This window comes from Chryseobacterium scophthalmum (assembly GCF_900143185.1).
Taxonomy (GTDB): Bacteria; Bacteroidota; Bacteroidia; order Flavobacteriales; family Weeksellaceae; genus Chryseobacterium; species Chryseobacterium scophthalmum.
Genome location: NZ_FSRQ01000001.1, coordinates 234831 through 247262, shown reverse-complemented (window position 1 = coordinate 247262; position 12432 = coordinate 234831). Strand labels below are relative to the sequence as shown.

Annotated in this window: 10 protein-coding genes and 1 pseudogene; 1 reads left to right on the top strand and 10 read right to left on the bottom strand. The window is 33.6% G+C overall.

Going from position 1 to position 12432, the window contains the following annotated elements:
* Window positions 1-16: 16 nt before the first annotated feature.
* From purM to BUR17_RS00980, 7 genes and pseudogenes are all read right to left on the bottom strand, one after another.
* A complete protein-coding gene (gene purM, locus BUR17_RS01010) occupies window positions 17-1009 on the bottom strand; it encodes a phosphoribosylformylglycinamidine cyclo-ligase (RefSeq protein WP_074228150.1) in 993 nt (330 codons plus the stop codon).
* A 279-nt stretch (window positions 1010-1288) separates the two neighbouring features.
* Window positions 1289-1840, bottom strand: a complete 552-nt coding sequence (locus BUR17_RS01005) for an NADPH-dependent FMN reductase (protein WP_074228149.1) — start codon at window positions 1838-1840, stop codon at window positions 1289-1291.
* Between the two features lie 133 nt (window positions 1841-1973).
* A complete protein-coding gene (locus tag BUR17_RS01000) occupies window positions 1974-2702 on the bottom strand; it encodes a pirin family protein (protein WP_074228148.1) in 729 nt (242 codons plus the stop codon).
* A gap of 285 nt (window positions 2703-2987) precedes the next feature.
* Window positions 2988-3518, bottom strand: coding sequence for a nuclear transport factor 2 family protein (locus BUR17_RS00995; RefSeq protein WP_084550329.1), 531 nt, complete (start codon window positions 3516-3518; stop codon window positions 2988-2990).
* Window positions 3519-3536: 18 nt separating this feature from the next.
* Window positions 3537-4586: a succinylglutamate desuccinylase/aspartoacylase family protein gene (locus BUR17_RS00990; RefSeq protein ID WP_074228147.1), complete on the bottom strand. Its 1050-nt coding sequence runs from the start codon at window positions 4584-4586 to the stop codon at window positions 3537-3539.
* Between the two features lie 18 nt (window positions 4587-4604).
* Window positions 4605-5601: pseudogene (locus tag BUR17_RS00985) on the bottom strand (bile acid:sodium symporter).
* Window positions 5602-5667: 66 nt separating this feature from the next.
* On the bottom strand, window positions 5668-7821 hold the full coding sequence (locus BUR17_RS00980) for a glycoside hydrolase family 97 protein (RefSeq protein WP_074228146.1): 2154 nt from the start codon (window positions 7819-7821) through the stop codon (window positions 5668-5670).
* 522 nt (window positions 7822-8343) lie between these two features.
* On the opposite strand from BUR17_RS00980, the gene metG reads away from it, so the two are divergent.
* On the top strand, window positions 8344-10380 hold the full coding sequence (gene metG, locus BUR17_RS00975; protein ID WP_074228145.1) for a methionine--tRNA ligase: 2037 nt from the start codon (window positions 8344-8346) through the stop codon (window positions 10378-10380).
* 90 nt (window positions 10381-10470) lie between these two features.
* Here the strand turns inward: metG and BUR17_RS00970 are convergent, their stop codons facing one another.
* The 3 genes from BUR17_RS00970 to BUR17_RS00960 are packed head-to-tail and all read right to left on the bottom strand — an operon-like array spanning window position 10471 to window position 11954.
* Entirely contained in the window at window positions 10471-10998 is a 528-nt protein-coding gene (locus BUR17_RS00970; RefSeq protein WP_074228144.1) for a hypothetical protein, read from the bottom strand.
* Window positions 10999-11007: 9 nt separating this feature from the next.
* Window positions 11008-11571, bottom strand: coding sequence for a hypothetical protein (locus BUR17_RS00965; RefSeq protein ID WP_143747502.1), 564 nt, complete (start codon window positions 11569-11571; stop codon window positions 11008-11010).
* An 11-nt stretch (window positions 11572-11582) separates the two neighbouring features.
* Window positions 11583-11954: a hypothetical protein gene (locus BUR17_RS00960; protein WP_074228142.1), complete on the bottom strand. Its 372-nt coding sequence runs from the start codon at window positions 11952-11954 to the stop codon at window positions 11583-11585.
* Window positions 11955-12432: the final 478 nt, after the last annotated feature.

Genomic DNA, 12432 nt, shown 5'->3' with positions numbered 1-12432 from the left:
TTGTTATATTGGTACATTAAAATGATAGATTTATCTTTTCGCTTCCTGCAGTAATTTCTCCGATTTCGTAAGCGTCATCAAGAAGGTGTAAAACTTTCTCAGCATGGTCTGCATCAACAACGATAATCATCCCAACTCCCATGTTGAAAGTTCCGAACATTTCTTCGCGAGCTACACCACCTCTTTTTTCTAATTCCAACATAACGCTTGGAATCTGAATTTTTGAAGCATCGATAGAAGCACACAAACCATCACCAATAATTCTTGGGATATTTTCGTACAAACCACCACCTGTAATATGAGCGATACCTGCAACTTTTACTTCTTCGATTACCTTGTGAATGTCTTTATAATACAGTCTTGTAGGAACCAAAAGTGTTTCGTACAAAGGTTTTCCTTCGAATTCTTCATTGAAATCCGGGAAAACTTTTCTTACCAAAGAAAATCCGTTTGAATGGAAACCTGAACTTGGCAAAGCAATGATTTTGTCACCAGTTTTGATTTTTGAACCGTCAATAATCTGGTCTTTTTCAACAATTCCTACGCAAAATCCTGCAACATCGTAGTCTCCCGGCTTGTACATTCCCGGCATTTCAGCAGTTTCACCACCGATAAGCGCACAGTTGTTGTCTTTACACGCTTCTACCATTCCTAAAACGATCTCTGCAGCGATTTCGGAATCTAATTTTCCGCAAGCTAAATAATCAAGGAAAAACAATGGTTTTGCACCGTGACAAAGAATATCATTGGCACACATTGCGAAACAGTCAACCCCGATAGAATCGTATTTTTTTGAGTCTAAAGCCACTTTAAGCTTCGTTCCTACTCCATCTGTTCCAGAAACCAACACAGGATTTTTGTAACCTCCGATTTCGTAGAAAGCTCCAAAACTTCCCAAATGATTCAAAACATTGGAATTGTGAGTTTCACCCACCGCTTTTTTGATCTTGTCAACGGTTTTGTAACCTTCTTCTTTGTCTACTCCTGCAGATTTGTACGTGTTGCTCATGTTTAATAATTTAGCAATGTATCAATGTAATAATGTAACAATGGTTTAAAATTGGTAAACTGTTACATTGATAAATTGGTACATTTTATTTTTACTTTTTATTCAAATTTAGAAAACAAAAAAGCCGACAATCTTGGTAGATTATCGGCCGTTATTTTATCTCAGAATTTCAGAGTCCACAATTTTCCCTTTTTCGGAGAAACATTCTTTAAAAGTGGTCTGAATTTTCATTACTTTTTCTTTTTGCAAAGATATTAATTTTATATTAATTTTCAAATGCTATTTTTCTAAGATTATTTCAACAGCAGAAATCTTATTTAATTTCTCTTGTAACTCACTGTTTTTATCGATGTTAGAAACTTTTTTATTTTCTTTATCGAAGTTATCATTAAAGAATGGAAGTGTAAAAGTATCAATAATATTCCCTCCATGTAACGGAAAACGCTTTTCTGCAGCTTCCAAAACTCCCAAACCACCTCTTCCTCCAGGAGCTGTAGCCATTAACAACATTGGTTTTTCGTTCCAAACCGCTCTGTCTTTAATTCTTGAAGTCCAATCGAAAACATTTTTAAATGCAGTGGAATATGTTCCGTTGTGCTCCGACAAAGAAACTAAAAGAATATCTGCAGCATCAATTTTTTCTGCAAAGTTTTTTGCTTCCTGAGGAACTCCACTTTCTACTTCACGTTGATGTTTGTAGATCGGCATTTCAAAATCATTCATATCTACGATTTCCACTTCTGCATTTTCGATTAATGAAGCTGCGTAAGAAACTAATAATTTATTGATTGATGTTTCGGAATTACTTCCTGCTACTGCTAAGATTTTCATTGTATATTTAAATTTGTCTAAGTTTTAATGTATTATTGTTGAAGTAGTACTTAAACCACCCCGTCAAAAATTCTTTCGAATTTTCGCCACCCCTCCAAGGGAGGGGAGTTTTTATTTGGCAAAAATATTTTAATTATTTTAAATAAGAAGGTAATTCCATAGGAACTTCCATTAAAAGGATTTCAGTGTCTTCTGTTGCTTCGATGTTGAAACTTTGGGTATCCCAAATTCCCAATCCGTCTCTTTCACCTAAAACTCTATCGCCCACTTTCGCACTTCCTTTTAAAACAAAAGCGTAAACACCATTTCCTTTTTTATTGAGCATATAGTTTTTACCGTTTCCTTTGGAAAACTTAGCCAAATTGAACCATGCATCCTGGTGAATCCAAACTCCGGCATCGTTTTTATTCGGTGATAAAATCTGTTGGAATCCGTTATTTTTTTCTCCGTCTGCAATACTTATCTGATCGTATCTTGGCTCAACACCAACTTCTCTGGGGAAAATCCAAATCTGTAAAAATTTTACGGCCTCGTCTTTATTTTTGTTGTATTCGCTGTGTTGAACTCCCGTTCCTGCGCTCATTACCTGAATTTCTCCTTTTTTGATCACTGCAGTTGTTCCCATAGAATCTTTATGTTCCAAATCTCCTTCCAAAGGAATAGAAATAATTTCCATGTCTTTGTGTGGATGTGTTCCGAAACCCATTCCCTGAGAAACGGTGTCGTCATTCAACACTCTTAAAACTCCGAAATGGGTTCTTTCAGGATTTTGATAACCTGCGAAACTGAATGTGTGATAAGAATTTAACCATCCATGATTGGCGTGACCTCTTGAATCTGCTTTGTGATAAACTGTTTTCATATTTTTATTATTTATTTGTTACTCTATAATAAAGCTGCTTTTCAGCAATCTTTTTCATTGTTTAATGATGATACAAATGTACAGCGTGTGAATTGGGAAAATATTGATGTAAGGTAAGAAAGGATTTTTTTGTTGTGAATGATGAATTGTAAATTTTCTTCAAAGTGAATTTTACTGCTACACATTTATCATAAGTTTTGGCTAAAGCCATTTTTAAAAAACATAAAAAGCGGACTAAAGTCCGCTCCTATTGATGTAATTATTGATTTTATATCTTCAAATAATTTATTTTTTATTGTTTTTTAGTTCCGTTAAAATATCGTCTTCCATTGCAGATTTTTCAGCAACCACTTTATCAACAACATCGTTAGGAACTGTCATTGAAAGCACGTATTGTTTTACTTTCCAGGCTCCGTTTATTTTTTCTAAAACTCCGGAACCGCGGCAGATTTTCATTTGAGTATCTAATAATTCGTCAAACCAAGCCAACTTTCCGTCTTTACTGAAATAGATATTTCTTTTAACGGAAGTGAAATTCCATGTTTTTTTCTTTTCGAAATGGGGTTTTGCCCAAGTTTTAAATTCTTGCTTATTCCAGATTTCTGTTGCGTCGGTTCCGATAAATGTAGATTCATCAGCAAAAAAACTGAAGTATTTTTCAAATTCTGCATTAGCTGCAGCAACGTTGAAATCATCAAGCATTCTTGAAATTTCAGTTTTTTCTTTTTCAAATTTCGCATCTTTAGATTGCGCTGAAAAGCCTGAAAAAGCAAATAGGAAGATTGCTAAAGCAAAGAAAAGTTTTGTTTTTTTCATTATAATAGATTTAATATTTTATTCATTATATCCGATACAAAAAAGAGTTTCGCCTTTATTGACGGGCGGAGTTCCTACTTTGTACAAAATAATTCCGGTGGTTTGCGAAACGATATCGTGTCTTTTATTTCCAAATTTGTCTGTAATATAGCCTAAAATCTGATTCTTTTTTACCTTATCTCCACTTTTCAGTTCGCTATAAAAAATTCCATCTTCCGGAACTCTTATATAATCTTGCTGGTTTAAAATAACGGTTGATTTTTGATTGACAATTTTTGATTTTCTCATTACATAATTTCCAGAATTTTCAAGCATGTTGTAAACTGCAGTTTTAATCAAATCAACATTATCTTTCTGTACAGTTCCCAGCTTTCCGGCTTCAATACTCAAAGCTGTAATTCCCTGCTGTGTAGCTTCTTTGAAAGCATATTTCGCAGGTTCAGTCGCAGTTAAAGTGTAAGGATAAGAAACAATATATTGAATTTCTGATCTCACCGATAATTCATGAGCTTTTTTGGTGTTTTCTGGCGTATCTTTTCTGTCGTAATAGCAAACAAAAGGCAATAGATCTTCATTAGCATCACCACCATGAATATCTAAAAAAATTGTTGAATTCGGAATAATTTCTTTCGTAATTAAATAAGCGATCTGGTCGGTCGGAGTACCGTTTAACAAGCCCGGAAAAGCGGTGTTCAAATTTTTACCATCAAATGGATTTACAAAAGGAGTTCTTTTTTGAAAAGATTCAACATTGGCAATCGGGATAATAATTAAACTTCCTTTTATATTTTCGGGTTTTATTTCGTTTAATAATTCCTGAACGGCAATAATTGGTGGATATTCGTAACCATGAATTCCTGCAACAATAGTGAAAACCGGACCTTTTTCTTTTCCTTTAATAATCGTAACCGGTAAATAAGTTTCTTTTGAATCACTTTTAACAGAAAATATTGTGTCTTTTCTGAAAGAACCATTTTGCTTTAAAATTTCCTTTACTGATTGAGATTTCAACATTGTAAAAGAAACAAAAGCTGATAACACAATCGTTTTGAAGATCAATTTTATCATTTTTAAATATCATTAAATTTAAGATGCTGTAATTTCCATTCGTTTTGCAATTCTATTGGCCAACCAACTTACGTAGAACAACTGAAAACTGTGATAAACCATTACAGGAAGTAAAAATAAAACTTTTTGCTCATCCGGAATTCCCAAAACAAGCAGGAACAAACTTCCGTGAACCAAAGATTTTTTTGATCCGCAAAAAGTTGTGGTGATAATTTCTTTAGGTTTAAAATTCATTTTTTTAGCTAAAAATTTAAGAATCTCATATACTGAAAAGAATAGAAAAACCACGCTCAAAGCCAAAATCACAAACACCAGTGAAGGAACTGAAGCAAAAATATTTTCAATAAATGCACTCGAAAAACTTTCATACACGATCAATAAAATAATCAGTCGGTCAAATTCTGCAATGATACTTGAATATTTTGTCATCCACTTTTTGAAAACAGGATTCAGTAAAATCCCTAAAATAATCGGTAACAAGACTTTCAGTAATAACTGTTCGATAATTTCAATTTGATTTCCACCTTCTCCATTCGAAGTCAGGAAAAAACTCATCAAAAGCGGAGTCATCACAATCCCGATAATTCCTGAGATAGAAGCATTAAAAATCGCTGAAGTAACGTTCCCTTTTGCAATAGAAACCATCACAACCGATGAAGAAACCGTTGAAGGTAAACTTGCAAGAAAAAATACGGAAAGCCAAATGTTATAATATTCAGAATCTTTTACGAGTGGATAAAAAATTAAGACCAATAAAGGAAAAATAATAAAAGTTCCTGACTGAATCAGCAAATGTAATTTCCAATTGGAAACGTCTTTTTACGACTTCTTTCAGATTTAATTTTAAACCATACAAAAGAAAAATTCCGGCAATTCCCCAATCGATAAATCCTGAAAGATTAAAAAACTGGTTGTAAGATTCTTTAAAGGGAATCAGTTTCGCCATTAAAACCATCGCAACCAATAAAAAAAGAAAAGTATTTTGCTTGGTAAAAATTTTAGTAATCAGCTTCATTCAATATCATTTAAAATAAAAATCCTTAAAGCCAAAAACTTTAAGGACTCTAAAATTACAAATTATTTATTTTACAGGCTTTATGGAAACAGCAAAACCACCGCTTCGAGCCATTTTAAAATTTATTTTAGATTTACTCGTAATCTGCTTTTTGTAGATGTTATAACTTTGAGGATTATCAATATAATCAGCGTCTTTTCCATCTTCATAAATGGTTGCTTCGTATTTTTTTCCTTTATCTAAAAATGAAAAATCTACGGTATATTCTCTTTTATTTTCGTCAGTAATTCCACCAACAAACCAGTTTTCTGTGCCTTTTGCTTTTCTCGCGGTGATTACATAATCTCCGGGTTCTGCTGAAAGAATTTTTGTATCATCCCAATCTGCTGCAACATCTTTGATAAACTGGAAAGCATCCATGTGTTTTGCGTAATTTTCCGGCAAATCTGCAGCCATTTGCAAAGGCATATACATCGTTACATACAGCCCCAATTGTTTTGCTAAAGTAGTTTTCACAAAACGTTTATCTCCGGGAAAATAATAGTCTAATTTGGTTTGGAAAATTCCCGGTGTGTAATCCATCGAACCACCCATCCATCGTGTAAACGGAAGAATTGTCTGATGGTCGGGATTGTTTCCTGCAAAAGCTTCATATTCTGTTCCACGAGCGGCTTCTGCTGAAATATAATTCGGATAGGTACGGCTTTCTCCACCCGGACGAACTGATTCGTGAGAATTCACCATGATTTTATAGTCATTCGCTTTTTCTACAATTCTGTAATAATGATTGATCGTCCATTGTGAATAATGATGTTCTCCTCTCGGGATTATATCGCCTACATAGCCCGTTTTCACAGACGTATAACCATATTTATTCATTAATTGAAAAGCCTGATCTGCCCATCTTTCGTAATTCGTTGCCGAACCAGAAGTTTCGTGATGCATAATCAGTTTAATACCTTTTGAATGTGCGTATTCATTCAGTATTTTAATATCAAAATCCGGATAAGGAGTCAAAAAATCAAAAACATATTCTTTGGAATGACCGAACCAGTCTTCCCAACCGATATTCCAACCTTCGATCAACAAACCGTCGAAACCGTTTGCAGCGGCAAAATCAATATATTCTTTAACTCTTGTAGTATTTGCTGCGTGTTTTCCGTTAGGTGTTAATTTAGAAAAATCGGTTACTCCAAGATGAACGTTATCTGCTGTAGAATACGCCCATTGTGCTTTTCCGATAATCATTTCCCACCAAACTCCCATGTATTTTGTGGGTTTTATGTAAGAAGTATCGGTATATTTTGTCGGTTCGTTTAGATTAAATAACATTTTTGAGTCCATTAAATCTTCCGCTTTTGGCGAAACAATAATCGTTCTCCAAGGCGTTACAGAAGGAGTCTGAATGTAACCTTTTGCACCTTGTCGGTCAGCTGTAAGATGCGTTTTAAATTTAAAATTTTGAGCATCAACCTCAAGATGTGAAGCTGCATAATTCAAAACTGCTGCTTCTGCAATATTGATATATAATGGTTCTTTTCCGTTCTTTTTTAGCATCAACGGCGACTGAACTGCATTTTTAATTAATTTCTGCGAAGCATTAGAATCAAAAGCTTTGTCCCATCTTGCCGGAATTTCAGAGATATTGGTTTCCTGATATCTGTATTCCTGAGAATCGTAATCGGCAACCATCCACCAAGCTTTCATATCGGTTGGAAAATCAAACTCTGTATCTTCTTCTTTGATGATAAAATAATTCAAATTTTTCTGTTGTGGAAATTCATATCTAAAACCTAAACCATCATTGAACAGCCTAAACTTTACGACAATACTTCTGTCTGTAGAATTTTGGTTCAGCGTAACCGCTAATTCATTATAATGATTGATGTAATTTTTCTTTTCCCCTAAAACAGGTTGCCAGGTTTCGTTTTTTGAATCCCTTTTCTCAGAAACTTTAACGAAATCATTATTCAAATCAAATTTTGCATCTTCAGTTTTTGTAATTTCTGAGGCAAATGTTACCGAAGTATCTTTAAAAAGCCTTAAACCTAATTTTGAATCTTCAACAACAGTAGATCCGTTGTATTTTAAATTGTAAAAAGGAACTCCGTTTTTCAGTTGGAAATTCATTTCAAATTTTCCGTCCGGAGATCTCAGAGATTGTGCATTTGCACCTGCAAACATCATCGATAATAAAACCGCAGCAACTGTAATTTTCATTTTATTGAATATTTATAAACTTTAAAAATAAAAAATTAGAACCAACAATTGATATTAATTCAGATAAAGATTCTTTTCAAATCGAGTTTACTCCATAGTTTTTTTAGTAAATGATATGTTTCAACCGCAAAAGGATCAAAAGATTTTACGAGTAAATAAGTTATTCAAAAGCTAGCAAAATAAACTATTAAATGAAAAATTTACATTTTGAAAACTTTTGAATTTCTCTTTTTTCAATCATTTCTTTTGATCCTTTTGCGGTTAAGAAGATATTTTAAGTTTTTTGTTATCTACTAAAATTTTATTTTAAATTGCTCTTGATGACTATCGCAAGGTGAAACAAAGAGTTGACTATGCTTTAAATTTTTTAGATAAACAAAGCCACTTCGTTTAATAAAGAAATACAAAGGCTTTAGTTGTAAATAAAATATATTAAAAAACATATTAAAGACATTATACTAAGGTTATTCGGGAATTTTGGCAGATTATCTTTATCTTTGCAGACTTAAAACTATACTATAAATGTCAAACAGAAAGATGATTACGGCGGCTTTGCCATATGCAAACGGACCGGTTCATATTGGGCATTTGGCTGGAGTTTACATTCCTGCAGATGTTTATGCTAGATTTCAGAGAAGATCAGGAAAAGATGTTGCTTTTATCTGCGGAAGCGATGAGCACGGAATTCCTATCACCATAAGAGCTAAGAAAGAAGGTGTTACGCCACAAGATATTGTTGATAAATATCACGAGATCATCAAAAAATCGTTCTCAGACTTGGGAATTTCTTTTGATGAATATTCTAGAACAACATCAGCTAATCATCGTGAAACAAGCCAAGATTTCTTTAAAGTTCTTTATGAAAAAGGGAAATTTTCGGAAGAAATGTCTGAGCAATATTTCGACGAACAAGCTAATGAATTTTTAGCTGACCGATATATCGTTGGAACTTGCCCGAACTGTGGTAACGAAAACGCTTACGGAGATCAGTGTGAGAAGTGTGGTTCTACCCTTTCGCCATCAGAATTGATTAATCCAAAATCGATGTTGAGCGGAAACGTTCCTATTTTAAAAGAGACAAAAAACTGGTATTTACCATTAAATGAATACGAAGACTTCCTGAACGAATGGATTATCGAAGGTCATAAAGACGACTGGAAACCAAACGTTTACGGACAGGTGAAATCTTGGTTGAATGATGGTTTAAAACCTCGTGCGATGACCAGAGATCTGAACTGGGGTGTCCCGGTTCCACTTCCCGGAGCAGACGGAAAAGTATTGTATGTTTGGTTTGATGCACCGATCGGATATATTTCTTTCACCAAAGAATGGGCTGCAAAAAACGGAAAAGACTGGAAAGATTACTGGCAAAGTGAAGAAAGCGATTTAGTTCACTTTATCGGAAAAGATAATATTGTATTCCACTGTATTATTTTCCCTGCAATGATGAAGGCTCATGGAGATTACAAAATGCCGAAAAACGTTCCTGCGTTTGAGTTTTTAAATCTTGAAAACGATAAAATTTCAACTTCAAGAAACTGGGCAGTTTGGGCACACGAATATGTTGAAGACTTCCCTGGACAGCAAGATGTTTTGCGTTATGCATTGCTTTCTTCAGCTCCGGAAACGAAAGATAATAACTTTACGTGGAAAGATTTCCAGACAAAAAATAATTCTGAATTAGTTGGAATTTTTGGAAATTTCATTAACAGAGTTGCGGTTTTAATTCATAAATATTATGATGGAATCGTTCCTCAAGGTGATGTAAATGCTCCTGAACTAGCGGAAATCAATAAATCAGCGAAAGAAATTTCAGGATTCTTGGAAAATTACGAATTCAGAAATTCTTTAACAGCTTTAATGAATTTGGCTCGTTTCGGAAACCAATATCTTCAAGCTGAAGAGCCTTGGAAAACCATTAAAGATAATCCTGAAAAGGCGGCACACTCATTATTTGTCGGAGCTCAGATTGCAGTTGCTTTAGCGCAATTGTGTGAACCGTTTATGCCTTTCAGTTCTGAGAAATTATTGAATATGTTTAACGTTCAAAAATCAGATTGGAATACTGTTGAAACAAAAACTGTTTTAATTGAAACGGGTCATCAAATCAACGAAACATCTCTTCTTTTCTCGAAAATTGAAGACGATGTTATCGAAGCTCAGATCCAGAAATTAGAAAATACAAAACAAAGTAATAAAAAAACAAATCCTAACGCCAACCCAATGAAAGAGGAAATACAGTTTGATGATTTTACAAAGATCGACTTGAGAACAGCAACGATCATTGAAGCTGAAAAAGTAGAAAAAGCAGATAAATTATTAAAACTAACTGTTGATACAGGAGTTGATGTAAGAACTGTAGTTTCAGGGATTGCAGAAAGCTTTACCGCAGAAGAAGTGATTGGAAAACAGGTTATGATTCTATTAAATCTTGCTCCAAGAAAGATCAGAGGAATTGAATCTCAGGGAATGTTGCTATTAACGACAAAACCAGACGGAAAATTATCTTTTGTAACACCGGACGACAGCAATGTTGAGAACGGTATTGAGATTGGATAATTCGTTTTCTAAATAATTTAAAATAGCTCCCTGAATTTACAAGGAGCTATTTTTTTTGTTTAAAGTTACAATCTCAAAGTATAACTGTAATTAATAAATATTTATATAACTGAAGATTGTTCCACCAGATGTAATTGTAAACCACTCGGTTTCTGATACCGTCCCGATACCATTTGTGGGATAAGTAGCTGCACATGGTGCAACACCTATATCATAATGATCATAAACCGTATTGATACTTGCAGGATCTCTTACATCGAATGCAAAGAAAGACCAATCTGTGGTAGGAGAAATTGCATACATATTGGGATCATTATAAGCAAGCACAGTTGCAGGTGATGTATAAGATAGTCTAACCAGAAAATCATTTACAGGTATTGGTGCTGTATTGGCAGTATAATATTTGGGATAATCTGTAGTTGTAGTTGGCGGAATTGTAAAATTACCGCTCGCCAAAGTATTTCCCATATAAATCTCAGGAACGCAATTCGTTAAATCTGTAGCGCGAAGTCTCCCTGTAAGCGTATAAGCCGAATAATTGTTGATGACCAATGTACTTACCTGAGAAAATGCAACCGCACTTAAAGATAAGCTTAAGAGCAAAAGTATTTTTTTCATGTTATCAGTTTAAAAAATTTGGATATAAGTATATTGTGTTCCGCCTGATGAAATCGTAAACCATTCAGCATCTCCATATATAGTAGAAATATTACTTGGTCCAGAAAAACAACTATTCGTTCCATCTCCAAGATTTGCATTAAAATAAGTTTCAGGTACGCTTGTTCCGCCTGATGACACCGGTGTATTCGTTCCTGCAAAATACATCTGGAATTTTGTATGTCTCCAATTAGTATTTAGAGAAATAACTCCAGTTGGTGATAATGTAGGATGACTTGGAATTCTTGGCATAGCAGTATTAGTTCCTGAAGTCTGCACCAAAAAAGTACTAATACCATTCGCTAACCCATCAGAATAAGATGGAAGTTCATAATCGGATAATGCCGGTACAATAAGCTGATTAGGAACTGCAGGATACCCAATACTCACCATCGGATAACACGATCCTAAAGGTGTTGCCATCAATTGACCATGATAATCGTATGATGAATAATTATTGATAATAAGAGTACTTTGTTGTGCAGAGATCATTCCTCCTAAAGCGCAACATAATATTAAAAGTTGTTTTTTCATAATAATATCTCTTATAGTTTTGCATTACTTCTTATTTGTGCCACTTTTTCCTGATTGATCTGAATTGCCCAAACCAAAATTGCAGACATATCGCCATTCGTCTTTTGCTGAATCTGAGTATCTGTAACTCCCGTTGATTTAATAAGATCCATCGCAGAAGGAAGAAGTACTCTTTTTCTTCTGTCGCTTAGTTCTGTACTCCCGCTTTTTCTTTCTTCTTCGGTTGGTCTATTGCCGGGATCACCTAAACTTTTCATTGCTCTATCAAACTTTTCCATTTCTGGGCTTTTCATAGATTCTACATTGTTGACTGCCATGTTTTCGTTAGAACATGAACTTAGCACCAAAATTGAAAAGCTAAGTGTAAAAAGAATTTTTTTCATAGTAAATAATTTTTTGTTGTTAAAAACCTGTTGTTATATTATAATTGATAGGTTTAGATTGGGTAAATAATAATTTTATTTCAAAAATGAATGATTTAAAAATGTCAGCAATTTAAAAATAAAAATAAACACATTGAATTATTACAAATAAATATTTAAAATAAGCAGGAATTATTTATAAATTTATACATATTTAAATATTTAACTTATTCATAATCAATTATTTTTAAAAATACTAAAACTACAAATTCAAAACAGCATTAATAATTATCATAACAAGGTGAAATCAGGCAAATCACAACTGTATATAATTCACACTATAGTTAAAATATTTTTTTTTGAAAAAACTTTGAAAAATGCTTTAAACACAATAATTCCTGACTTTTGTTTAGAGTATTAATTGATAAATTGCTACATCTACTGTTTGCACATCAGATTTTCTATGATTAGTTTGGTCAAAAATTTAATAACTCAAACA